The 24,342-nt window shown below is 38.6% G+C and carries 22 protein-coding genes; 6 read left to right on the top strand and 16 right to left on the bottom strand.

Annotated features, from left to right (window positions below; all coding sequences use genetic code 11):
- Positions 1-373: 373 nt before the first annotated feature.
- Together MKY27_RS16545 and hflX are read right to left on the bottom strand one after the other, a co-directional pair.
- Positions 374-1,858: a peptide MFS transporter gene (locus MKY27_RS16545; RefSeq protein ID WP_339196398.1), complete on the bottom strand. Its 1,485-nt coding sequence runs from the start codon at positions 1,856-1,858 to the stop codon at positions 374-376.
- Positions 1,859-2,173: 315 nt separating this feature from the next.
- Positions 2,174-3,451, bottom strand: a complete 1,278-nt coding sequence (hflX, locus tag MKY27_RS16550) for a GTPase HflX (protein ID WP_339196399.1) — start codon at positions 3,449-3,451, stop codon at positions 2,174-2,176.
- A 136-nt stretch (positions 3,452-3,587) separates the two neighbouring features.
- Between hflX and MKY27_RS16555 the strand changes: the two genes are divergently transcribed.
- From MKY27_RS16555 to MKY27_RS16570, 4 genes are all read left to right on the top strand, one after another.
- Positions 3,588-4,751, top strand: a complete 1,164-nt coding sequence (locus MKY27_RS16555; RefSeq protein WP_339196401.1) for an SAM-dependent methyltransferase — start codon at positions 3,588-3,590, stop codon at positions 4,749-4,751.
- 201 nt (positions 4,752-4,952) lie between these two features.
- A complete protein-coding gene (locus MKY27_RS16560; RefSeq protein ID WP_008405849.1) occupies positions 4,953-5,573 on the top strand; it encodes a DUF47 domain-containing protein in 621 nt (206 codons plus the stop codon).
- A gap of 22 nt (positions 5,574-5,595) precedes the next feature.
- Positions 5,596-6,612 (top strand): inorganic phosphate transporter, encoded by a 1,017-nt coding sequence (locus tag MKY27_RS16565; protein ID WP_339196403.1) that lies wholly within the window; start codon positions 5,596-5,598, stop codon positions 6,610-6,612.
- A 107-nt stretch (positions 6,613-6,719) separates the two neighbouring features.
- Positions 6,720-8,837, top strand: coding sequence for an MMPL family transporter (locus MKY27_RS16570; protein WP_339196405.1), 2,118 nt, complete (start codon positions 6,720-6,722; stop codon positions 8,835-8,837).
- Between the two features lie 495 nt (positions 8,838-9,332).
- On the opposite strand, the gene MKY27_RS16575 is transcribed toward MKY27_RS16570, so the two are convergent.
- The 7 genes from MKY27_RS16575 to MKY27_RS16605 form a co-directional block, all read right to left on the bottom strand.
- Positions 9,333-9,560 carry a hypothetical protein gene (locus tag MKY27_RS16575; protein WP_339196407.1) on the bottom strand — a complete coding sequence of 76 codons (228 nt, stop codon included), beginning with the start codon at positions 9,558-9,560 and terminating at the stop codon, positions 9,333-9,335.
- A gap of 20 nt (positions 9,561-9,580) precedes the next feature.
- Positions 9,581-10,048 carry a hypothetical protein gene (locus MKY27_RS16580; RefSeq protein WP_339196409.1) on the bottom strand — a complete coding sequence of 156 codons (468 nt, stop codon included), beginning with the start codon at positions 10,046-10,048 and terminating at the stop codon, positions 9,581-9,583.
- A 115-nt stretch (positions 10,049-10,163) separates the two neighbouring features.
- Complete coding sequence (locus MKY27_RS16585; protein WP_339196411.1) at positions 10,164-11,252, bottom strand: AI-2E family transporter; 1,089 nt, start codon at positions 11,250-11,252, stop codon at positions 10,164-10,166.
- Positions 11,253-11,401: 149 nt separating this feature from the next.
- Positions 11,402-13,099: a M3 family oligoendopeptidase gene (locus tag MKY27_RS16590; RefSeq protein ID WP_339196413.1), complete on the bottom strand. Its 1,698-nt coding sequence runs from the start codon at positions 13,097-13,099 to the stop codon at positions 11,402-11,404.
- Between the two features lie 171 nt (positions 13,100-13,270).
- Entirely contained in the window at positions 13,271-15,019 is a 1,749-nt protein-coding gene (locus tag MKY27_RS16595) for a methyl-accepting chemotaxis protein (RefSeq protein ID WP_339196416.1), read from the bottom strand.
- Positions 15,020-15,214: 195 nt separating this feature from the next.
- Positions 15,215-15,934, bottom strand: coding sequence for a YebC/PmpR family DNA-binding transcriptional regulator (locus MKY27_RS16600; protein ID WP_339196418.1), 720 nt, complete (start codon positions 15,932-15,934; stop codon positions 15,215-15,217).
- A gap of 159 nt (positions 15,935-16,093) precedes the next feature.
- Positions 16,094-16,957 carry a neutral zinc metallopeptidase gene (locus MKY27_RS16605; RefSeq protein WP_339174170.1) on the bottom strand — a complete coding sequence of 288 codons (864 nt, stop codon included), beginning with the start codon at positions 16,955-16,957 and terminating at the stop codon, positions 16,094-16,096.
- Positions 16,958-17,129: 172 nt separating this feature from the next.
- Between MKY27_RS16605 and MKY27_RS16610 the strand changes: the two genes are divergently transcribed.
- Entirely contained in the window at positions 17,130-17,876 is a 747-nt protein-coding gene (locus MKY27_RS16610) for a hypothetical protein (RefSeq protein WP_339196422.1), read from the top strand.
- 73 nt (positions 17,877-17,949) lie between these two features.
- On the opposite strand, the gene MKY27_RS16615 is transcribed toward MKY27_RS16610, so the two are convergent.
- From MKY27_RS16615 to MKY27_RS16645, 7 genes are all read right to left on the bottom strand, one after another.
- Positions 17,950-18,411: a low molecular weight protein-tyrosine-phosphatase gene (locus tag MKY27_RS16615; protein WP_339196424.1), complete on the bottom strand. Its 462-nt coding sequence runs from the start codon at positions 18,409-18,411 to the stop codon at positions 17,950-17,952.
- 56 nt (positions 18,412-18,467) lie between these two features.
- Complete coding sequence (locus MKY27_RS16620; RefSeq protein ID WP_339174175.1) at positions 18,468-19,070, bottom strand: 1-acyl-sn-glycerol-3-phosphate acyltransferase; 603 nt, start codon at positions 19,068-19,070, stop codon at positions 18,468-18,470.
- A 63-nt stretch (positions 19,071-19,133) separates the two neighbouring features.
- On the bottom strand, positions 19,134-20,024 hold the full coding sequence (locus MKY27_RS16625) for an NAD-dependent epimerase/dehydratase family protein (protein ID WP_339174177.1): 891 nt from the start codon (positions 20,022-20,024) through the stop codon (positions 19,134-19,136).
- Positions 20,025-20,030: 6 nt separating this feature from the next.
- Positions 20,031-20,867, bottom strand: a complete 837-nt coding sequence (locus tag MKY27_RS16630; RefSeq protein ID WP_339174179.1) for a putative RNA methyltransferase — start codon at positions 20,865-20,867, stop codon at positions 20,031-20,033.
- A 100-nt stretch (positions 20,868-20,967) separates the two neighbouring features.
- Positions 20,968-21,843, bottom strand: a complete 876-nt coding sequence (locus tag MKY27_RS16635; protein ID WP_339196426.1) for a polysaccharide deacetylase family protein — start codon at positions 21,841-21,843, stop codon at positions 20,968-20,970.
- A 134-nt stretch (positions 21,844-21,977) separates the two neighbouring features.
- Complete coding sequence (locus tag MKY27_RS16640; protein WP_339196428.1) at positions 21,978-22,646, bottom strand: nuclease-related domain-containing protein; 669 nt, start codon at positions 22,644-22,646, stop codon at positions 21,978-21,980.
- 54 nt (positions 22,647-22,700) lie between these two features.
- On the bottom strand, positions 22,701-23,420 hold the full coding sequence (locus MKY27_RS16645; RefSeq protein ID WP_339196430.1) for a YjjG family noncanonical pyrimidine nucleotidase: 720 nt from the start codon (positions 23,418-23,420) through the stop codon (positions 22,701-22,703).
- Positions 23,421-23,553: 133 nt separating this feature from the next.
- Between MKY27_RS16645 and MKY27_RS16650 the strand changes: the two genes are divergently transcribed.
- Positions 23,554-24,324, top strand: a complete 771-nt coding sequence (locus MKY27_RS16650; protein WP_339174189.1) for a TSUP family transporter — start codon at positions 23,554-23,556, stop codon at positions 24,322-24,324.
- Positions 24,325-24,342 lie beyond the last annotated feature (18 nt).

Genomic DNA, 24,342 nt, shown 5'->3' on the forward strand with positions numbered 1-24,342 from the left:
TTCATACTTTAAAACGCCTTGCTTTACTTAGTGTCTCTCCGCAATCATGCTTTGTTGCATGATTTTTGAAAAAGATGTGTAACCATCGGGAATGTTCTACATATATCGGTTACCCCGGTTATTTTCGACCAAATGTAGCGAAATTAACCCAAATAGGTCTCTTTCGGCAAAAGTTTTTGACAATCGCCAAAAGAAGTTCATGTGAAGAATCGATACTTTTTTACTGAAAGATTTTGTAGCGCTTCTTTAAGTATCATCCCAATCTCATTATATACCACATGCTACCATTTTAAGTAGTTAACTTTTATTATTCCTTATTAGGCAAAAGAAAAAACCTTTATTTACAGAATTTCTGTAAATAAAGGTTTGGTAATTATTTAATACCGCGCATTGCTTTAGAGATGATTGGTGAAATCAGTAGGATAATAACACCTAATACAACTGATAAACCACCTAACACACCGAAATAAGTTGTTTCAGATACGATTCCGTAAACTCGAACTAACTGTGCGTTAATTGCTTGTGCAGCAGCTGATGCCAGGAACCATAACGCCATTGTTTGTCCTGCGAATGCAGCTGGTGCCAATTTCGTTGTAGCTGATAAACCAACTGGTGAAAGCAATAGCTCACCTAATACTAACAGGAAGATTGAGAATACAACCCAAAGTGGGTTTACTAACGTACCTTCCGGAGTTAAAACGATTGCTGCGATCATTACGAAGAATGAAATACCTGCAAAGAATAAAGATAAAGCAAATTTCTTCGGAGTTGATGGTCCGCGATCCGCTAATTTCGTCCACATAAACGCAAACATTGGCGCTAGAATGATGATGAATAACGGGTTAAATGACTGGAACCATGCAGCCGGAATTTCAAAGCCCCATAAATTTAAGTTTGTACGAGTATCGATGAACGTTGCAATAACTGTTGAAGATTGTTCAGCAATCGCCCAGAACATTACCGCACAAATGAATAATGGGATATATGCTAATAGACGAGATTTTTCATCTGCATTTGTTTTTGGACTACGATACATATAAATAATAAATAACGTAGGAATCATTACACCTAAGAATGTAATTAATAATGAGAAGTTTTCAATGCTAGCGTTACCTGTTTGGTAAGCTACAAACCCTAAAATTACAATAATTAAACCACCGATTGTGAAGTTACGAGTTGTCGTTTTCTTCTCTTTATCAGAAAGTGGGTTTGGTGCTACAGAACCTGCTAAACCAAGGCTCTTTTGTGACATTAAGTAAACAACCAGACCGATGAACATACCTATTGCAGCAACACTGAATCCTGCATGGAAGCCCCAGTTTTTTTGGAATAAACCAACTAATAAAGGTGCCAGGAAACCACCCATGTTGATCCCCATATAGAAAATAGAGAATCCTGAATCACGACGTGCATCATTTTCTGCATACAAGTCACCAACTACTGATGAAACGTTTGGCTTTAATAGACCAGTACCAATGATGATAAAGAACATCGATAAGTATAATGCTGTTACACCAAGCGGCAAGGCCAATAGTATATGACCAATCATAATTAATATTCCGCCGTAGAATATCGCTTTACGCATACCAGTAATACGGTCAGCGATCCACCCGCCGATAATACCTGACATGTAGATTAATGAACCGTAAATCGACATGATGATGTTAGCTTGCGTACGATCTAGTCCTAATCCACCATCTTTAACTGCATAGTACATGTAGAATAGTAGAATGGCACGCATACCATAATATGAAAAACGTTCCCAAAACTCTGTAAAGAATAGTGTAAACAACCCTTTAGGTTGACCGACAAAACCAGTTTGAGGAACGGACTTCACGATTTCTTCTTTTGAATACATTTGAAATCCTCCCGATTAATAAATATTCTGACAATAAACTCCATGGTCTGTTGTCTGACATTTGAAATAATATACTTGAACACTTTAGCCTAATAGTGGATTAAAATCAACAAATAATCAAAATGTTATAATTTTGTGTTTTTTCGTTATTTTCGGACAAATAAAATAAAATACCACAACAGGATTTTTGTATTATAAAACAATTAATTCAGTAAAGAAATTATTTTGACTTTTTATATAGGCAAAAATTTAATAAAAATAAAAAAGCTAAAGTACGATGCCACTGCAATGTACCTTAGCTTGTTATGTCCGTTATTACTTTACCACATAAATTTCATACTTCTGATAATCCGCCTCTTTAAGTTCAAGCGTTAATAATGTACCCTCTTCTTCATATTCCGTTTCCAAAACAGTTGCCTGCTCATTTAAATAGGAAACAATTCCGCCCTGATTATATGGAATAAGCATTTGACATGTAACATAATTAGCAAAAATTTGTTGTTTGATTTGCTGTAGCAACTCTTCCAGTCCTACATCTTCCTTCGCGGAAAGCCAAATATTATCCCCGCTGACTAACGGATATTCCACATCAGCCAAGTCGGATTTATTGTATACATATATAGTAGGAATATTTTCAACATCAATCGCTTTTAATGTTTCATTCGTTACTTCCATCATGAAGCGGTATTCCTCATTTGAAACATCGACAACATGCAGCAGCAGATCGGATTCTCGCGCTTCTTCCAATGTCGATCGGAATGCTTTTACTAAGTGATGCGGCAGTTTACTAACAAAACCAACCGTATCAGTCAGTAAAAAGGATTTATTGTCTTCCAGTTCAATATTGCGGACCGAAGTTTCAAGTGTCGCGAACAACATATCCTTTTCAAACACTTGCTTCGTATCATCTTGCCCCGCCTTTGCAAGTAACTGGTTCATAATCGTGGACTTCCCTGCATTTGTATAACCGACAATTGATACGACAGGTACTGCATTTTTACGGCGTTGCTTCCGCTGTGTTTCACGCTGTTCTTTAACGGATTCCAGCTCTTTCTTGATTTTCGAAATCTGATCTTCAATTTTACGACGGTCCAGCTCAAGTTTTGTTTCCCCTGCACCACGGTTTTTAAAGCCGCCGCCTGTTCCTCCCCCTTGACGGGATAGTGAAGCATGGAGCCCAACTAGGCGCGGAAGCATATACTGTAATTGAGCGAGCTCTACTTGTAATTGTGCTTCACGTGTTTTTGCACGGCGACTGAAAATATCTAAAATCAGCATTGTACGGTCAATTACTTTACATTGTAAATCACGTTCTAAATTACGGATTTGGGATGGGGACAGTTCATCATTAAAGATAACAATATTGGCATCTGTTTCATCAAAGAACGCCTTAATTTCTTCAATTTTACCAGTACCTACATAATGCGAAGGTGTCACACGTTCCAGATTTTGCGTCACCATGCCGACAACTTCTACATCTAAAGCTTGTGCTAAATTTGCCAACTCTTCCATTGAGTAATCAAAATGCTCATCTTTTTGTAAATTGACGCCAACTAATATACCGCGTTCAATTAATACTTCAACATCTTTCAAATTTTTGCCTCCTTGCTACAATCTATAGTTTTTCCCCATCGTAACATACAATTCAAAAGCCTGTACAATGACAACATATAAGCGCATTATGATACTATAGGGACACATTATTTTGAAAAAAGAAAAGGCGGTTTTTATGGAATTCGAACAAATGAAAGTGCAGCTTCAAGCACTCATTTCTAATAAAACACTACTACAGGCAACTATTAGCCAGCCACGTCAAAAATCGAGTGACTTAAGACGGGTCAAACTGAAGCCCGTTGAAATTCGCGGAGAATATATGATTCAGCTGGAATATCAATTTGAGCGCATTTTAAAGCATGAAAATATTACAGTTGAAGATATAGCCGCGAAGCTCGACGCTCTTTTTGAACAGTTCCGTCAAGTACATGCTGAGTTTCAGGAGCAGACAGTACAAGTGCAGCTCTCGAAGAAAAATAAAGTGCTTTGGAAATCTGATCAAAATGCTACCACTAAACAAGTGAACTTATCCCATAACCGAAAAAAACAATATTTATTGGATGATTCCCGGATTCACCCGTTTTTAGTCCGTTTAGGCGTGCAGTCAGAGGATGGGAAAATAAAGAAACAGAAATACGATAAGTTTAAACAAATCAATCGCTTTGTTGAGTTTATCGATGATTCTTTAGCCCATTTACCGAAAGACAAAACAATTCGCATACTAGATTTCGGTTCAGGTAAATCTTATTTAACATTCGCTTTGTATCATTACTTAAAAATTGAAAAGGGTCTTGATATACATGTCACAGGACTTGATCTCAAAAAGGAAGTAATTGAGGAATGTAACCGGATTGCGGCCGATTTACAATATGAAGATCTGCAGTTTTTAGTTGGGGATATTAATGACTTCAATGAAGAAACTGCTGTAGATATGGTCGTAACCCTTCATGCCTGTGATGTTGCGACAGATATGGCATTAGCCCGTGCAGTGAAATGGGGCGCAAAAGTTATTTTAAGTGTTCCATGCTGTCAACATGAACTGAACCGTCAGCTGCAGGCACCTGCATTATCGATTATGACACAGCATGGTTTAGTGAAGGAACGCTTTGCCGCATTGGCTACGGATTCAATCCGCGCTGAACTTTTATCACTTGTCGGCTATGATACGCAGTTATTGGAATTTATCGATATGGAAAACACTCCAAAGAATATTTTAATACGTGCATATTATACCGGGAAGAAGCCAACGAGTGAGCAGAGATTACAGTATGACGAATTTGTACGCTTTTTAAATGCGAAACCATTTTTGGAAAACGAGCTGCAATATTTACTATCATAAAAAAACATCACTCTCGTTTATACTTGTTTTTTCTATATTTCGACTGAAATCAATTACTCATTCACCTTTTCCTTTTGTTACAGAATTGTAAAGATTAATTAGATTAAAGTAAAATTTGTATAGATTTTTTTAAGTTTTTGTTATGATAATTGAGGTTAATTTTTAAAATTATTTTAATTATATATATCCAGGAGGCATTCCATGTTTAGTTCAAAGAAGCAAGATCCGTTTTTCTCAGCCTTATTAAAAATTGCTGAAAATATGCGTGAAGGTATCCATTATGCTAATGATTTCCGCATTGAAACGGTTGCAGACTTAAAGGAAATCAGCATTCGTATGAAGCAATACGAAACAGCAGGTGATAAATTAATTCATGAATTAATCGTCATGCTTAATAAATCATTTATGACACCAATCGAGCGTGAAGATATTTTATCATTGGCGATTCGTATGGATGACGTGTTAGATGGCGCAGAAGGTACGATTGCACACTTCGAAATGTTTTCATTAACAGAAATCGATGAATCGATGCGTGATTTCCTAGCCTATATCGCTAAATCGACGGATGAAATCGTTAAAGCGATGGAACTATTGAACAAAAAAGATCTTGTTGGAATGCGTCAGCACGCAATTTTAATTAAAGATTATGAGCGCGAATGTGATGAAGTATTACGTTCTTCTATTAAAAAGCTGTTTTTAAATGAGAAAGATCCAATTCGTCTAATTAAATTCAAAGATATTTATGAGCAGTTAGAAGAAATTGCCGACTACTGTCAAACTGTTGCTAACACAATCGAAACAATCATTATGCGTAATGCGTAATTAATGAGGAGTCCTTTTAATAATGAATACACTACTTATCATTACCGTCCTAGTAGTCTTTTTTGCACTTGCATTTGACTTCATTAATGGTTTTCATGATACGGCAAATGCGATTGCAACATCTGTTTCAACACGTGCCCTACCTCCTCGAGTAGCGGTACTCATGGCAGCCATTATGAACTTTTTAGGTGCCATTACATTCGTTGGAGTAGCAAAAGCAATTGCTTCCGATATTGTTGACCCGTTTGCATTATCTTCACCTGATGCACCATTAATCGGTACTGTTGTTATTTTGGCCGCTCTATTATCGGCGATTACTTGGAACTTGGTCACTTGGTATTTTGGAATTCCATCAAGTTCTTCTCATACATTGATCGGTTCGATTGCAGGTGCTGCCATTGCAGCATCTGGAATCGGGGTTTTAAACTATAGCGGATTCTCAAAAATCATCATTGCTTTATTAGCATCACCAATCATCGCGATTTGTGCCGGTTATATCATGATGACAATAATGAAATTCATTTTTAAGAATATGAACCTATATAAAACAAATAAAGGTTTCCGTATTATGCAAATTTTCACTGCTGCCATTCAATCATTTACCCACGGAACAAACGATGCTCAAAAGGCGATGGGGATTATTACAATGGCACTTATTGCAGCGAATTGGCAGACAACGGATGATGTACAAGGTTGGGTACGTTTTGCCTGTGCTTTAGCAATGGGTCTTGGTACATCAATCGGCGGTTATAAAATCATTAAAACAGTCGGCGGTAAAATCATGAAAATCCGTCCTGTAAACGGTGCTGCTGCAGATCTTGCTTCCGCATCCATTATTTTCGGTGCAACGTTAATTCACTTGCCTGTATCAACAACACATGTTATTTCTTCTGCAATTATGGGTGTTGGTTCGGCTCAAAATGTAAAAGGCGTAAACTGGGGTATGGCTCGTAAAATTGTTACAACATGGATTATTACAATGCCTATTTCTGCTGTCATGGCAGCGATTATTTATACAATATTAAATCTATTCTTTTAATCAAGAGGACAGGTATGTTTCGAATTTTTTTCGGACAAACCTCCCTCTTTTCTTTTTTTCTGCGAATCCATTACACTGTAAATATGGAGAAAGAAAGGCGGTAATTTATGAAACAGTTCGCAGCATTCATTACAAAATTCGCAAAACCGATTGTTCTACTATGGTGTGCACTTTTAGTTGTTCTAGCATTTTTTGCGCTTCAACTCCCTTCTAAACTGCAAGGGGATGGTTTTTTCTACGATGGCGACCACTCGTATGTAACGAACGAGCTATCGGATACATTCAATTTACCCGCAAAAACAATTTTTGTGCTGTTTGAAAATAAAACAGATGAAGAAATTTCTTCCGCCCTAGAAAGTTTAGAAACAATAGAAGAGATTCAAACAATCACATCTCCCGTAGGTGTCGAAGAATTAAATAAAGACGGGTTTGCCTATGGAATGCTCGATTTTGATAATTCGGTGGATGATTACTTCCCGATTATTGATGAGCTCCGTGAAAAACTCGGCGAAGACAACGGTATTTCCATTACAGGTGAACCGGTTATTTCAAAGGATATTAATGTCGCAAGTCAAAATGATTTAATTAAAGCGGAAACGATAGGTCTTCCGATTGCTTTAATCGTTTTACTGCTGGCTTTCGGTACAATCGTAGCTTCTTTACTGCCGATTTTAGTCGGCGGTGCGACAGTTGTCATTACACTTGGTCTATTGGCTCTTTTAGGCGACAGTGTGAACCTGTCGATTTTCGTATTAAATATCGTCCCAATGCTCGGGCTGGCTTTAAGCATTGATTTTGCATTGCTCCTTATTAACCGGTACCGTGAAGAGCGCAATACCCAATCGATTGAGCAGTCTGTTCAAACAGCCATCCAAACAGCCGGACGTTCGATTATCTTCTCCGCACTTTGTGTCATGATCGGTCTTGGTGCTATGATCGTCATTGACGTGGAGATTTTTATGAACATCGCGCTTGGCGGATCAATTGTCGTGTTGTTGGCTGTTTTAACAGGTATTACACTTTTACCGGCAACATTGATGCTTCTTGGTGACCGTTTAAATAAAGGCCGTGTTTTCCGAATAAAACCGACTGCCTCCCGCTGGCAGAAGTTCGCCGCCTTTGTTATGAAACGACCTGTCACAATTATTGTTGTGGCCATTATATTGCTATGTGTTGCAATGGTGCCGATCAAAGATATCGAGTTAACGATCCCTTCTACGGAATCATTGCCGGAATCCTATGAATCGCGCCAAACATTCGATACACTTGATGAACAATTCGGACTCGGCGACGATACACCGGTTTTCCTTCTGGCAGAAAATGAAGTTGCCGGTGATTGGGATACGACAGAAGGACGCGAAAAAATATTCGATATCCAGCAACAGCTGTTGGATGACCCTCTTGTTGACCGGGTAACATCAATGTTTACTGTAGCCAATATTGAGTCTGTTGAAATGTGGGAAATGGCAAACAGCAACCCACAAGCACCCGGTGCACTGGATGAAGTAGCGGAAAACTTTATTCAGGAAGACAAAATGTATATGGTTGCTTATCTGCATGCAGACGGTTCTTCATTCGAAGCACAGGATTTCGTACGCGACTGGAGTGAAAAAGACTTAGGTGTCGATTTTGCATTGTCCGGTCAAGCGAAGTTCAATCAGGAAATTTTTGATGAAATTGCCGGTAAAGTACTCATTGCCGTTGCGATCATCATTGTCTCTACCTTCTTTATTTTAATGATTGCGTTCCGGTCGATTTTAATTCCGTTGAAAGCGATCTTAATGAACATCCTTGGTTTAGGTGCGACATTCGGTATCCTTGTCTACGTTTTCCAGTACGGCCACTTCGGTCTGGAAGCAACGACAATTGTGCTGATTATTCCGGTGTTGACGTTCTGCTTAGTTTTCGGTTTGAGTATGGACTATGAAGTATTTTTAATTTCCCGTATTCAGGAAGAATATTTAAAAGGGGCAACAAATACGAAGGCTACAGTCGATGGGCTTGTTTCCACAAGTAAAATCATTACATCGGCAGCGCTTATTATGATCGTTATTACAGGCGCCTTCGCATTTACGGATGTTATGCCCGTGAAGCAAATCGGGGTCGGTATTGCGATCGCGATTGCCATTGATGCAACAATCATCCGGTTGATGCTCGTCCCAAGTTTCATGAAGCTGTTTGGCGACTGGAACTGGTGGCTGCCATTTAAGAAGAATACGAGATAGTTGATTAGTAAATAGTCGTCTGGCCTGTTTTATATGGGTTGGACGGCTTTTTATTTGGAAATCTGGTGGAGTGCGGGAGCTGTTTAAGTTTATTAGAACAAATGCCGAGGTTATTAGAAGAAATCATGTGGTTATTAGAACTTTCGTTGCTTTTATTAGAAGACCGGGGGAAACGTATGCCGGTTAAGCTGCTTTTCCTTTTAATTTAGGCTGTCCGGGTTGGAGATTTTGATTTTATTAGAACATTTTTAATTATATTAGAACAACTTGGTACGATATTAGCACATCTACCCTCGATATTAGAAGATCTCGAACACTTATTAGCACATTGGGCAAAGATATTAGAAAATCGCAATTTTATTAGAACATTTTAAAATATATTAGAACATTTCACCTGTTTATTAGAAAACCACGCCCACCGCAACCACGCCCACTCCGCCAGACCACAAACAAAAAAAATCCCCCGCGCCACTACCGACGCAAGGGATTCCATAACTAACCTAAATACAGCCGTTCCTCAAACGGAAACATAACTGAATTTACAGCGCTCGATTCCTCATCACTTTTGTTCAACTCGATTTGCTTCGGGTCTTTAGGTTCCCACAACATGTAAAATGCTTGAATTGCAATGACAATAACTATGGATGCTACTACAATTGTACCGACGATAATTTTGACCATTTTATTTCCGGACATTTCCTTCGATGAATTCTGTTGTGTCATTCTCCAATTCCCTCACTTATCTATTTTGAAAGTCGGAAACCTTCCTCACGTAAATAAGCAACAGCGTCTTCACGCGTACCGAATGTTTCCTCTAAATTTCCTTGATGATAAATATTCCAAGAACGATCGTTAAACTCCAGTTCCAGCTTCGTCGTGCCTTCACGCGATATCCATGTTTCGACGATCGGTAAAGTCTCTTCTTCTTCCTCAGATAAATAGTTGATTGCGTCGCGCACGATTTCACGTAACGCTTCCTCGCTGTAGTCACGAATATTAACTAATCCGTTGTCGCCTGCTTCTTTTTCATATTTCAATAAGTCGCCCACGAAGACAAAGCCATTGCCGTTTGGATGCAATTTTTCTACAACGATCGACTTTTCGTAAAGACTTCCTTCAAAGTGATAATTCACACGTTTTAATGAAATTTCCTTTTTAGTCAGCTGTGGAAATGATTCAATAATTTCTTGTTTTTGTTCAAATGTTAGCATTGTCTGCTCCTTTTAAATGTCTTTTCAATTAATAAGTATACCGTGTCCGGCGAAAATTAAAAAGCGAAGCATATGTTTATCACATATGTCCCGCAATTTAGCAAAATAAAATAAATTATACCGTTTTATTGGCAGTCTCTTTAATCTGTGTACGTTCTTCATAAATATTTTGAACGATTACTTTCAGGACGCAATACGTAGGAATAGCGATTAAAATTCCGATAAATCCGGCAATATTTCCTGCTGCCAATACGATAGAAATAACTGTCAGCGGATGAATATCCAAAGATCTGCCCATTACATTCGGCGTAATTAAGTTACTCTCTACTTGTTGTGCGACAAGTGTTATAACAGCAACCCAAATAACGTCAAACGGATCATAAATCAGTGCCACAATCACAGCCGGCACCAGCGAAAGCCATGGACCGATAAATGGAATCATATTCATGAAAAATGCAAATAAGGCAAGTAATAATGAATACTCCAAACCAATGATTAAATAACCAATGTACATCATGATCGCAAGTAAAAAGCTGACCAGTACTTGTCCCTGTACATAACTTCTTAATACATTATCAATATCTTCTAATGTTTTCTTCACCCATGTGCGGCGTTCCCCGGAAAATATACCGTAAATTTGAGGAGCGAATTTTTCATGGTCTTTCAACATAAAAATAAAGAAAAATGGCGCCAGTACTAGTGTTAATGTTACCGTTACCGCCCCGCTTAAAAATGAAACAAGATATCTGCTGCTTGTGACAGCAATGTCTTGTATGGAATTGGTTACAGAACCTATAAACTCTTCTACTTGCGGCGGCAGCATCGGAATATTATCCTTATTATCTAAAATAAAATCAGCTGTTTCTTCAATATCCTTAGCGATTGTCGGTGCATTTTCAACAAGTCTGTTTACTTGGTTTGCAATTGGAGAACCGACTAAAATTAAAAAGGTTGCGAATACACCTGCAATTATAAGGACAATTGTTACTAAACTTCCCCATCTCGGCATACCCCGTTTTTCCAATATTCGCTGCAATGGCTCCGAAATATAATAAAGCACCCCACCGAGTAATAACGGAACAAGGATTGTTGTAAAGATGATGATAATCGGATTAAAAATCGAATGAATTTCAATAAAATATTTGATAATTAATAATGTAATCAGAATACCTACGCCCACTTGGAACCACAGTTTTCTTGTCATCGGCTCACTCTCTTTCTCAATCTTTCTTTTACTTTTAATTTTCACTATAACTATGTACGTTTTAGCATGCCATAAAGCTTCATAAAACACAAAAAATAAAAAAGGATTGTTTCGCAAAGCATTTTTTGCGAAACGCACCTCTTAAATTTTTATAGCTTTTTATCGTCGATTGAATTTAAATAGTCTTCGATTGTTCCTACAACCGACTCCACACAGCCGTCGTCAAATGGCGAGATTAAGCCCGCTTCCTCAACAAGTTTTGTGAAAGCAAATGACCCGCCAAGACTGCATAGGTGCAGATAGTCTTTCCAGGCTCCTTCAAAGTCTTCGCATGAACGTTTCCAGAACTGGAATGCACAAATTTGCGCCAGCGTGTAGTCAATATAATAGAATGGAGATGAATAAATATGGCCTTGTCGCTGCCAAATAGCTCCTGATTCTAAATAGTCATGGCCATCATAATCACGATGCGGTAAATACTTCGCTTCGATTTCTTTCCATGCAGCATTGCGCTCGGCAGGTGACATTTGTGGATTTTCATACACGACATGCTGGAACTCATCGACTGCTACACCGTATGGCAAGAATAGTAGCCCGCTGCTTAAGTGCGAGAATTTATACTTATCTGTTTGGTCTTTGAAGAATAGCTCCATCCAAGGCCATGTAAAAAATTCCATACTCATAGAATGGATTTCAGCTGATTCATATGTCGGCCATAAGTATTCCGGGATTCCAATATTTCGGCTTGAATACACTTGGAATGCATGTCCTGCCTCATGTGTCAGTACATCGATATCACCAGATGTGCCATTAAAGTTCGAGAAAATGAACGGTGATTCGTAGTCTTCGATAAACGTACAGTATCCGCCGCTTTCCTTACCTTTTTTCGCAACAAGATCCATCAGGTCATGCTCAATCATATAGTTGAAGAACTCGCCTGTTTCTTTAGATAATTCTTCGTACATTTTTTTACCGTTATCGATAATCCACTCTGGGTCACCTTGAGGAACGGCATTTCCTGTTAGGAATGTTAAGCCTTCATCATAGAATTTGAAGTCTTCCACACCGATACGTTCTGCTTGGCGCTCGTACAGTTTTGTTGCAAGCGGCACGATATATTCGCGCACTTGCTCGCGGAATTTTGCGACCATCTCTGCGTTGTAGTCAACACGGTTCATATTGACATAGCCAAGCTCCACATAGTTTTTAAAGCCTAACTTTGTCGCGATTTCATGACGAAGTTTTACTAACTCATCATAAATCTGATCGAACTTCTCTTTGTTTGAAGCAAAAAAGTCTGCAGTCGCTTCACGTGCTGCTTTTCGAACATCACGCTCAGTCGATTCTGCATATGGTCCAAGCTGTGCCAATGTCAATGTTTTGCCGTCAAATTCAATCTGAGCAGAAGCTACGAGTTTGCTGTATTCAGATGTTAATTTATTTTCCTTTTGCATAAGCTCGATTACTGCAGGCGAGAAACCTTTTAATAAGTTTTCGGCTAAAGCAAACAGCTGCGTACCCCATTTTTCTTCCAGTTGTGCACGGAATGGCGATTTCACTAGTTCCGTATAGTAATTAAATACAAGCTCATCTGCCATTGGGCTTACTTCATCGAAATGGTCACGTTCTTTTTGGTAATATTCATCATTTGTATCAATTGATGCACGTACATAGACGATATTAGCCATTGTAGAAAATGTGTTGCGAATCGCATTTAATTTTTCGATAACTTCGCTTTGTTCATCTACAGTAGTTGCAGCTTTAAATTCTTCCAATAATGCTGCTGTCTGTTCTTTCATTTGTTCTAAATCTGGACGTTTATAATCAAAGTCTTTAAATGTTACCAAACTCATTCACCCCATCAGTTCACTTCATTCGGAATTCGAAATTCCCTCTTTTATTATTTATGATTATGGCAAAAATTGCAATTATTTTCAGAATATTTATCTGGCTTTATTTTATGTGATAAGCCATAAAAATAAGCAGCCGAGAAATGGTCTCAGCTGCTTATGCCCATATTATATCTTGAATTTATTCATTTCCAGTACAACTTGTTGTGAATGGTTATCCAATTCTTCAACAGCTTTTGTTAAATCATCGACTACGAGTGTTTGTTCATCTGAAGCAAGTGCCAAATGTTTTGCATAGTCGGAAGTATCGTTTACTAACCGGCTCATTTCCTCAGTCGAAGCTAAAATCTGCTCTGCACCTGCTGACATCTGCTCAACAACTGCTGAATCGTCCTGAATGCGATTGTTGACATTTAGTACAGAGTTTAAAATCTGATCTAAGCGCTGACCGATTTCACCTACTGCCATCGTTCCTTCTTTAACATCTGTTGTTGTCATATCAATCTCAACTAGTAAACGATCCGTAATATGCGAAAATTTTTGAAGATGACCGGAAATTTCATCCGCTGATGTACGGGACATTTCAGCCAGTTTCTTCACTTCATCCGCCACAACCGCAAATCCTTTTCCGGCTTCCCCGGCACGTGCTGCTTCAATTGCTGCATTGAGCGCAAGTAAATTCGTCTGATCCGAAATATTCGTGATGACTGTTACCATTTCTTTAATTGAGTGGAAGTTTTCTCCCATCTCTTTCACGAGCTTAGCAGTGTTTTCCACTGATTTTTCTACCCCGTGGATCTGGTCAACTACCTTACCTGAACTTTGTGCGCCATCTTCAACAAGGCTTGTCATATCAGAAGAGATTTCCGCAATTTCATTAAATGTATCGGCCAGTTTCTGAATACCGATTGCCATTTCATTCATCGCCGCATTTACTTCATTATTGCTTACTTGCTGTAATGACCCACTATGTGAAATTGTAGTAATATTTTCCACCATTTTTTCATTTGATGTGTTCACACGTTCTGTTGATGTTTCAATTAAATTAACCACTTCTCCCAGCCCATTTGTACGTTCCTTCAATACTTGGAATGTAGCTGATAACTCGACAAGCGAGCTTTGGAAATTTTTAGCGAACGCTGTAATTTCATTATTCGTTTTAAAATTCAGCTTTTCCAACATAGACTGTGATTCAACAATATCACCTGAAGCTAGATTTTCTGCTGCTTTATTCAATGTTTCTAATGGAGCTAACGCCCGACGGATATAACTGTAAATACCGATTAAAGCTGCTACAAATATAACAATGAAAATCAGCGCAATAATTGGCACAATCTCCTTTGCCACATCCTTTGTCAGAGCCGAGACATATGATGCATTGATATCAACACCTAAATAGGCAATTGTTTCCCCTGCATCATTTTTAATCGGAACAATACCGGTAATATATTCACCAAAATCACTGCTTAAAATATCTGTTGCAAAGCGGCCGTCTTCGATAACGTGCTCGATATGCTCGTACTTTGTTGAACCTGAAACTTCACCCAGTTTCCCGGCATTTTCAGTATCATCTGAAGGCATGCCATCAACTAAAAAGGTAACGTCCCCATTTTCTTCTGGTACAAAATAGGTATAGGCATACATGACACCATTATATTCGCGTAATTCGTTTAACTGTTCACGTAATTCCCAATATGTTGCATTTTCTTCCGGGTTTTCAATAAGTTGCTCATACTTTTGCACATCTACGTAATTTACTATATTACTAGCTACTTCAATCGTACGTTCTTTCACTGATGACTGTACTGAGCGCGCGGAATTAAATTGAAGCATAACAACGGTTAATACTAAAATAACCGCGAAAATAATGCCGATCATCAAGATGATTCTACTTCCTAATTTGTCCATTCTTTTCATAGCCTATTATGTCTCCTAGTATAATATTTGATTGTTAAATTTATTTTGAATTAAAAGTTATTTAAATGCAACTGCTTTTCGAGAATACTACATATTATTAATGAATAATAAGAAAATAGCACCATCCATTTCCCGTTAGTTTCCAATAATCAGCAAAAATAAAAAGCCCAAAGAATTATCTTTGGACTTACATCATTATTCGCCTAAATCAGCATTGTGGTAGACGCGTTGCACGTCTTCCAAATCTTCCAATGCATCAATCATTTTTTCGAACTTCACTAAATCATCACCAGTTAAAGCAACATCTGTCATTGGCAGCATCGTTAACTCTGCTACAGTGAACTCTTCAATGCCTGCTCCTTTAAATGCTTCTTGTGTTGCATGGAATTGTTCCGGCTCAACATACACGATGATTGTGCCTTCTTCATCCATGATGTCACGCATATCTAAATCAGCTTCCATTAAAATTTCAAGAATTTCATCTTCTGATTTACCTTCAATCCCGAATACAGCTGTGTTTTGGAACATATGCGCTGCAGAACCTGATACGCCCATGTTACCGCCATTTTTACCGAATGCTGCACGTACTTCAGAAGCTGTACGGTTTACGTTGTTTGTTAACGCATCAACGATTACCATTGTACCCGCAACACCGAAACCTTCATAGCGTAACTCATCGAATTGCTCATCGCCGCCGCCTTTTGCTTTGTCGATTGCTTTTTCAATAATATGTTTCGGTACAGAGTAAGTTTTTGCACGTTCTAAAACTGTTTTTAATGCACGGTTAGATTCAGGGTTTGGTTCACCTGATTTTGCTGCTACGTAAATTTCACGACCGAATTTAGCATAGATACGACTATTTGCTGCGTCTTTCCCAGCCTTTTTATCTTTAATGTTATTCCACTTACGACCCATTTTGTTCACTCTCTTTCATACTCTATTAGTAACGTTATTTAAAAACGAAAAAATATATTTAACTTATTTATTATACATAAACTTGAAATAATTTTAAATTACTCTGCACAAAAAAATGTAAAAACCTATAGCACTTTTTCGATGCTATAGGTCACACGTTTATAGTTGGGAAGCCTCTAAACTAAATGTATCGCCGCCTTGAAGTGTACCGGCATTATAGCCTTTTTTGAACCAGCGCATCCGTTGTTCGCTTGTACCATGTGTAAAGCTTTCCGGAACGACATAGCCTTGCGCTTCCATCTGCAATGTATCGTCGCCAATGGCATTCGCTGCCGTTAATGCCTCTTCAAAATCGCCTTCTTCCAAATAGCCCTTATCCTGGACATGGTGTGCCCATACACCCGAGTAATAGTCCGCCTGAAGTTCCAGACGTTTCACTGCTTCATTATATTTAGCTTGCGATACTTTTCCGTTCAGCGCGTGTACTTGTTCGGATGTACCCAACAATGTTTGGACATGGTGACCGACTTCATGTGCCACTACATAAGCCATTGCAAAATCACCCGGTGCATCAAATCGGTTTTTTAATTCTTTATAAAAACTTAAATCAATATAAAGCTTATAATCCGCCGGACAGTAAAATGGCCCAACCGCTGCACTTTGCATCCCGCATCCGGAACTTACGCTGTCCGTAAATAATACGAGCGTCGGGTTTTCGTATGTCAGTCCATTGTCAGCAAACAGTTGTTGCCAAATATCCTCTGTATCCGCAAGTACTACGGAAACGAATTCCGCCAGTTCCTCTTCTTCAGCGGTTGGTTCATAGTTTTCAGAAGTTGCACCGTTTTGCGTAATGCTCTTTGATACTTCCGAAACAACATCCCCCGCATCTCCGCCATTAAGCAATGTAAAAATAATAGCAATAATTATTCCGACTCCACCAAGTCCTCCACCGATTTTCCCGGCACTCATCCCCCGGCGATCTTCCACATTACTGCTTTTTCGTCTTCCTTTCACATCCATAGTTTTTCCCTCCATATGACTCTGTACATACTTTGCCATATAATTACCCTTAACAAAGCTTCTTATAACCGACAGTAATAATAAAATAGCCTTTATATTTAATGAATCTAGTGTAACGTACCGATCCTTCGCTTCGTCTAATTGGTAATTAAAGAAAAAGGGGTGCTTTATCATGATGCTTTCCGGTAAAGGGGTCTTTATTTCAAAAACAAGTGAGAAAAAACGGCAAAATCCGAAAACAAAAAAACCGAAAAGTTTATACTATGCAATCTTTACGGCTATTTTTGCACTGGCAGCACTGACAATTTTCTTGCAGCCATGGTCAACAAATGATGCCAACAAAGCCTTACTGCCTTCAAACGAAGAAAATGATTCAAGCAATGAGGAAATCGGAGAACAACCAAACTTACCATTACGAAATTATTTTAAACAAGACGGCGATGTTGCTTATTTTTTAGGAATGGGCAACGAATATGCCTCATTTAAAGAAACAACAGCATGGCTTTTCGATAATTATGTTGAAGTCCAAGAAGATAATGGAGGTGCAGTAATCCAAAAAGTTTATCATATACAACAAAATGCGATAGAGCTCGTATATGAGGAAATAATAGAAAAAGAAAAAAAATCATTTACTTTAGCACAGTTGAATCAATTAGACTCTCTCCATATTATTTTACAGTGGCCTATAGTTAGTGGCGAAACATTTGAAAATAAATCGGTAACTTATCCAGTAAATTTTAAAACTCCTTACAAGAACTATGATAATTTAATTCAAATTTCCGAAGCGGTCGAGGGTGGGAAAAATCACTTTTATTATGACGATGAAGATGGGCTCATTGCGGAACAGTATATTATGAATGAAGGGGGAGAGGTAACTTCGGTGCTCGCTTCTATTAATGAGCCGCCAATAACAAAATAATCGAATTGTCTTTGCCGTAGGAAGATGAAAAAGGCGGATTTGATTAACACTAAATCTAATCCGCTTTCCATAATCATTTTATATCTTGTAATATCCGTTCCAGCAATGCCTCACAGCCTTCTACACATAAATCATAGGTTTCCTGGAAGTCCCCTGTATACCAAGGATCCGGTACATCTTTTTGATGTGACGTCAAATCAAGGAAACGGAACACTTTTGCATCTGCTTCTGCACGCAGCATTTCAATCGTATTTTTCACATTGCTTTCATCCATACAGACAATATAGTCAAAGCTGTCTAAATCGGACGAGCGTAATTGTCTTGCAAGCATACCTGTTGGCATAATTCCGTATTCTTTTAATTTTGCCGTTGTTCCTTTATGCGGGGGTTCTCCGATATGGTAATTGCTCGTTCCGGCCGAATCGACTGTAATTTGATCCGTCAAACCGCGTTTAGCAATTAAATCACGCATAACCGCCTCTGCCATAGGAGAGCGGCAAATATTGCCCAAACATACGAATAGTACTTGCTTCATCTCTTTATCCACTCCTACTTAAAGAAGCCGCACGAAAGATTTTCGCGCAGCTCCTGTTATTTTACTTCCGGATGCATTTCTTTTAAATGTGCTGTCAATCGGTTCAGTTCTTCTTCCAAAAATTGCACGGATTGTTCACGGCCTTCTTTTCCTGCGCCAACCGTAAACGGCTTTCCATAAATTAAATAGCCTTTTTGGCGTTTGAATACACCATTTGCATTTTTCGGACCGATATAAGCAGCCGGTAATATTTCCGTCTTCGCCAGTTGAGCAATCGTCACTGCACCGGCTTTCAGTTCTGAGTTTTCAGAGCTTCGTGTTCCACTAGGAAAGATCCCGACTACTTTTCCTTCTTTAATAAGCTGGCGAGGTACTTTAATAACACTTGGTCCCGGATTGTCACGATCCACAGGGAATGCATTCAATCTCGTAATTAGCCAGCCTAAACCTTTTACATCAAATAGTTGTTTCTTAGCCATAAAGTGTACTTCTTTTGGCAGCATTGAAATCCCCAGGTTCAAAATATCGATATAGCCATTATGAGTACAGGCAACAACAAAACCGCCTTCTTTCGGTATATTTTCTTTCCCATATACCTTAGCCTTTGCTCCGTTAACCCCTAAAATTCCAGATACAAGTCTTGCAATAAATTTATACACGTTTCATTCCTACCTTATCGTTAATCTCACTTCATTTTAATTGAAAGTCATACTTACATTCAATTACTGTTGCTTTACTGTAGTTCCTACAATTTGCTCAACTAATGGAGTCAGCCAGTCTTCAAGCTTGCTGAACGAGAATCCTAATTGCTCCGCCTTGTCGTTTTTCATATACCATGTTGCGGGAATCGCGTATGGCGAACGGATTTCCTCTGTCCCAAGCAGCGCGATTTTGGCACGTTCCCCTGTCTTTTCTTCAATAAGAGCAATAAGTTCTTTTAAAGAGATCGCACCATTTGCTGTCGCGTTAATTGGGCCTTCCACATTATCATTACCTGCCCACTGTAAAAATCGAGCCGCTTCTGTTGCCTGAATAAAGGACATTTCCGCATCCATATTCACAAATCCAATCGGTTCTTTATTCATTATGCGCTCAATATGGAAATGCAATCGGCGCGTGTAATCATCTTCTCCCATAACAATTGGGAAACGGACTGCCACTACAGGAAACTCGGCAAATTTATAAAATACCGCTTCTGCCAGACGCTTTCCTTCACCATACGTAAATTCATGTGTGTCGCCCATGATGATGTCATAGGTAGTCGGATCGAAGTCTTCTTCAGAATGCGCCTTCCCATCAGCATCATATACAGATAATGTAGATGTGAAAACAAGCTTGCCGATTTTCCCATTGAATAGATCGCACAGCTGTTTTGCTTCGTTTGGCGAATAGCAAATATTATCATACACAATATCAAATGTACGGTTTTCCAATGCTTTCTCGAAAGCTGCTGTATCTTTACGGTCCACTTTAATATGCTCCACTGCATCGCCAAAAGGGTTCTCCGACATTCCGCGCGTAACAATTGTTACCTCATGCTTTTGCTCCAATAAAAGTTCCACTAATTTACGGCCAAAAAATCGTGTCCCGCCTAATACTAAGATTTTCTTCATCTACGATCACTCCATTCCAATTAATAAATCTAAATCAATTGTAATTTCCTGTAATTGAATGCTTCCTTTATCTTCAATATGCCAGCCCATCGGTGTCATTTCTAGCAGGTTTTGTACTAAATATGGTTCAAGCGGTACTGTATACGTAATTCTTTTCACTTCGGTATTTGCAAAACTTGCCCTGAAACGCTCTACCGTTTGGGCATTTGTATAACTTTCCTTCTCCGAATCTGCAAAAGCCTGTTTACGCAGTTCTTTCAAGTAATTTTCCTGTGGCACAACTTTAATTACTTTACCGCCTCTTTTTAATAGACGTTTAAACTCATCATAATTTGCAGGGGATAAAATATTTAAAATCGCATCAAATGATTGCTCATTGAACGGACTATTCGCTAAATCACCGACACACCAAAGCTGTTCGGGATTATACTTTGCCGCTGCGATTATCCCTTCTTTTGAAATATCGATTCCAACACCAACAGGGCGATCAAGCTGTTCGCAAATACGATGTAAATGAGACCCCTCGCCACAGCCTGTATCTAAAAGTACTGGTTTGGCTACAGTGATTTCCCGGGCAATTGCTGCCTGCAACCGATCGTAAATCCCTGCTTGAATAACTGTATGGCGCGAATCGAATAATTCTTTTCCATACATGGATTGGACAGGACGGTTTAACATATAAACATAGCCTTGTTTTGCCACATCAAATGTATGATTCGATAGACAGCTCATTTTTCCTTCATTACTAATCTCTATTTCCTTTTTACAAATAGGGCATGCAAAAAGTCGGCTATTGACTTGAAACTGCTGAATACTTAACGCTCGCTTTGATAATAGACCCATGATGGATCCTCCTTCATATGTGTTCGCTAGTATCGTACCATAAACTCATTCAAATAAAAAAAGGAAATAGTGGTCACTACTCCCTTCAAATCCTTTCAATCTATAATAGTTGGCTCGTTGTCACAAATTCATAGCCTTCTTCTTTCAAATACAATATGACATCCTCTAATGCATCTGCTGATTGCTGGTGAATATCATGCATCAAAATAATGCCATTGTCCTTTGCTTGTGCCTTTAGATTCGCCAATGTCTTTTTAGGTGTTTTATGCTGCCAGTCAAGTGTATCGATATTCCAGAGTACCGGCGTTAAATCAATCGATTCCCGTACTTTTTCGTCCAATGCTCCAAATGGCGGACGGTACATCGTAGGCGTCTTCCCTGTTGCATCACAAATTGCGTCGTTTGCCCGGTCGATTTCCGCTTGCATTTGTTGTGCGTTTAGCTTCGTTAAGTTTTTGTGGCTCCACGTATGATTGGCAATTTCATGACCGAAAGCATCCGCTTTTTTTACGACATCAGGATACTTTGCAGCGTTTTGACCGAGTACAAAAAATGTTGCTTTCACTTCATACTTTTGCAGTGTCATTAAAATTTGGTCGGTCACATTTTTATGGGGGCCGTCATCGAACGTAAGTGCAATTCTTTTGTGATTGGCTTCCTGTTCTGTTTGTTTTTGCTGCTGATCACTTTCTTGTACAACATCTGCCTCCTTATTATCCAATATATTTTCAACCTTTATGTATGTTGTACAATTTCTGCCCGGTGCCCCGCCGTCATTCATATAATACGGCATCATTTTATTTAAGCTGGCGGACGACTTGTTTATATAATCATTGGAAATGGACGGCAATTTATAAGTAGCATTCACTACCGTTTTATTGCTAGCATAAGTTGGCGGTGTATTAGTCCATACACGAAAACCGACAACTATTAATATTCCACATAATATGCTGAGCACTGTTATTTTTTTGCCCATTCTACTACCCTCCTTTACTCTTCTTTTTATTAGACGTTTAAGGAGAGCAAAAAGTTGATAAAATTTTGGATTTTTTTATATATTTTTCCTATAAGAAAAAGCAAAGCAGAAAAAACTACTTTGCTCTCTTCTAATTAATTTACCGATGTGGCCGTTTTTGAACGTAATTTCACATTTTTTCTTTGCATAAAGGTTTCTAATGTTGCATACAAATTTTCAATCTCTGTCTCCGATAAACGTTTTCCTTCAATTGTTGCTGCCCACTTTTTCAAATCCCCGATTTTCAGCACTTCTACATCGGAAGATTGAATCTCAATTTGCTGGAATGAACAATCATTCGTAAAAACTACTATTGTTTCAAAAATTGTACCATCTACTTCCGGCAGCCGGTCTTTTAATGTATGGATTAAACGCTTCGTTTCATGAATTGGGTTATTAAATACTTGTTTTTGATTTTTATACAATAGCTCAATCCACTCGATGCTCTGTTCCCGTCCATTTATCCATCCTGACTTCTCTTTCACATTCACTACATAAATTCCTGATTCATGGAGTAAAAGGGCATCAATTGTTTGAATTTCATTTTGTACAGGTAATTGTAGATTCACCATTATTTTCTTTGTACCTTGAACATGCTCCAATTCCTTTATAAGCTGGTAGGAAGTTCGGACACTTTTATTCAATAGGATGTCAAAATAGGAATAACCGGTCAACTGATAAAATGGTGTATTGTCATGCTTATATAATTTAAATATAAAGTAACCTATAATCGCAATGAGAACGACCAGTATAAATAATGTCATTGCGTACACTCCTTCTGCATTATTGCATTTCATTTTATATACTAATGCCTTAAGCTAAATACCTAAAGGCTGTTGATTGATGGCTTTATTACTGTTTATAATGGGCAAAAGTTGAGCCAGCGTTTGTATTTCATAAGTCGGATGAATTGTTGATGGTACTGCATTCGACGGGTTAAGCCAACACGTATCGATTCCAGCATTTACACCCCCGATAATATCCGCACTATAAGAATCACCAATAATCATCGCCTTGTTTGGATCAAAATTTGGAATCCGTTCAAACACATAATCAAAAAATGGCTTCATCGGTTTTTGATAGCCAGTATCCTCCGAAACGAAGACTTGCTTAAAATAAGGTGCCAGCCCTGTTACTTGGAGACGTTTATTCTGTGTCTCCGCCAATCCATTCGATGTAATATACAGTTCATATTCAGGTGCCAATGTTTGAATCAGCTCCAGTGCACCTTCAACAAAAACTTTACTTTCTGCTAAATAGCCACGGTACTCGGCGTCCAATAACCTGCCATCCACTTCAACGCCAAAATGCTCGAATGTCTTGCCGAAACGGGTTTCCATCAAAAAGTCACGAGTGATCAGCCCTTCTTCAAGCGAGCGCCATAAACCGGTATTAATTTCGCGGTAAACAGCTTCGATTTGAGGTGTTAATGGCAGCTGATGTGCTTCAAATAATTTCGGCAAAGCCAATCTTTCCGCAGCTTTAAAATCCAATAATGTATCATCTAAGTCAAACAATAAAAACTGATAATCCTTCATTCATCTATACTCCGTTCCGTTATACTAATATATTACCTTATCATAATCGAATCATAATTTTAACTATTTACACTACTCCTAATTTTCGATAGCATGAGTGTATTGCTCGATGTGAAGAAAGAAGGGTTCTTTTATGGGATTTGAGTTAGACCCACAACTAGTTATTATTTTAATTTGTTTTGGTTTTTTAGCAGCATTTATCGATTCTGTTGTGGGAGGCGGTGGCCTTATTTCACTGCCTGCATTAATGTTTGCCGGGCTAAGTCCCTCTGCAGCTGTTGCAACAAACAAACTCGCCGGGACAATGGGTTCCTTAACGAGTACTATTACCTTTTATCGGTCTGGAAAGCTAGATATTAAATCTGTCATGAAGTATTTTCCGTGGGTTTTTATTAGTTCGATGATCGGGGCCTGGATTGTCCATTTACTTGATCCGAACTTATTAAAACCTTTAATGCTGATAATGCTGGCAGCCGTAGCAGTCTATACAATTTTCAAAAAAGATTGGGGCAGTATTTCAGCGGTTAAATCCCTTTCAAAGACAAAGTATATTCTGTTTTTCTTCGTGATTTCACTCATTGGTTTTTATGATGGGTTTTTAGGTCCTGGTACTGGATCATTCCTGATCTTTGCGTTTCTAATGGTCGGCTATGATTTCTTAAAGGCAGCCGGTAATGCAAAGCTCCTTAATTTCGGAAGTAATATCGGGGCTCTTTTAATGTTTATCTACTTAGGGCAAATCAATTATACATATGGCTTGATAATGGGGGCCGCTCAAATTGTCGGAGCGATTGTCGGTTCACGGTTTGCAATTAAGCGTGGAAGCGGCTATGTGCGTGTCCTTTTTATCGTCGTTACGATTACTTTACTTGCAAAAAATAGCTATGATTTTTTCTTGAAATAAATGTACCGGATGTCCAAT

The sequence above is a fragment of the Solibacillus sp. FSL R5-0449 genome (assembly GCF_037975215.1).
Taxonomy (GTDB): domain Bacteria; phylum Bacillota; class Bacilli; order Bacillales_A; family Planococcaceae; genus Solibacillus.

Bases quoted from the DNA above. Each gene is read 5' to 3' on its own strand.
- MKY27_RS16545 (WP_339196398.1), bottom strand. From the start codon at position 1,858: ATGTATTCAAAAGAAGAAATCGTGAAGTCCGTTCCTCAAACTGGTTTT.
- MKY27_RS16555 (WP_339196401.1), top strand. From the start codon at position 3,588: ATGGAATTCGAACAAATGAAAGTGCAGCTTCAAGCACTCATTTCTAAT.
- MKY27_RS16560 (WP_008405849.1), top strand. From the start codon at position 4,953: ATGTTTAGTTCAAAGAAGCAAGATCCGTTTTTCTCAGCCTTATTAAAA.
- MKY27_RS16565 (WP_339196403.1), top strand. From the start codon at position 5,596: ATGAATACACTACTTATCATTACCGTCCTAGTAGTCTTTTTTGCACTT.
- MKY27_RS16570 (WP_339196405.1), top strand. From the start codon at position 6,720: ATGAAACAGTTCGCAGCATTCATTACAAAATTCGCAAAACCGATTGTT.
- MKY27_RS16575 (WP_339196407.1), bottom strand. From the start codon at position 9,560: ATGACACAACAGAATTCATCGAAGGAAATGTCCGGAAATAAAATGGTC.
- MKY27_RS16580 (WP_339196409.1), bottom strand. From the start codon at position 10,048: ATGCTAACATTTGAACAAAAACAAGAAATTATTGAATCATTTCCACAG.
- MKY27_RS16585 (WP_339196411.1), bottom strand. From the start codon at position 11,252: ATGACAAGAAAACTGTGGTTCCAAGTGGGCGTAGGTATTCTGATTACA.
- MKY27_RS16595 (WP_339196416.1), bottom strand. From the start codon at position 15,019: ATGAAAAGAATGGACAAATTAGGAAGTAGAATCATCTTGATGATCGGC.
- MKY27_RS16600 (WP_339196418.1), bottom strand. From the start codon at position 15,934: ATGGGTCGTAAGTGGAATAACATTAAAGATAAAAAGGCTGGGAAAGAC.
- MKY27_RS16605 (WP_339174170.1), bottom strand. From the start codon at position 16,957: ATGGATGTGAAAGGAAGACGAAAAAGCAGTAATGTGGAAGATCGCCGG.
- MKY27_RS16610 (WP_339196422.1), top strand. From the start codon at position 17,130: ATGATGCTTTCCGGTAAAGGGGTCTTTATTTCAAAAACAAGTGAGAAA.
- MKY27_RS16615 (WP_339196424.1), bottom strand. From the start codon at position 18,411: ATGAAGCAAGTACTATTCGTATGTTTGGGCAATATTTGCCGCTCTCCT.
- MKY27_RS16625 (WP_339174177.1), bottom strand. From the start codon at position 20,024: ATGAAGAAAATCTTAGTATTAGGCGGGACACGATTTTTTGGCCGTAAA.
- MKY27_RS16630 (WP_339174179.1), bottom strand. From the start codon at position 20,867: ATGGGTCTATTATCAAAGCGAGCGTTAAGTATTCAGCAGTTTCAAGTC.
- MKY27_RS16635 (WP_339196426.1), bottom strand. From the start codon at position 21,843: ATGGGCAAAAAAATAACAGTGCTCAGCATATTATGTGGAATATTAATA.
- MKY27_RS16640 (WP_339196428.1), bottom strand. From the start codon at position 22,646: ATGACATTATTTATACTGGTCGTTCTCATTGCGATTATAGGTTACTTT.
- MKY27_RS16645 (WP_339196430.1), bottom strand. From the start codon at position 23,420: ATGAAGGATTATCAGTTTTTATTGTTTGACTTAGATGATACATTATTG.
- MKY27_RS16650 (WP_339174189.1), top strand. From the start codon at position 23,554: ATGGGATTTGAGTTAGACCCACAACTAGTTATTATTTTAATTTGTTTT.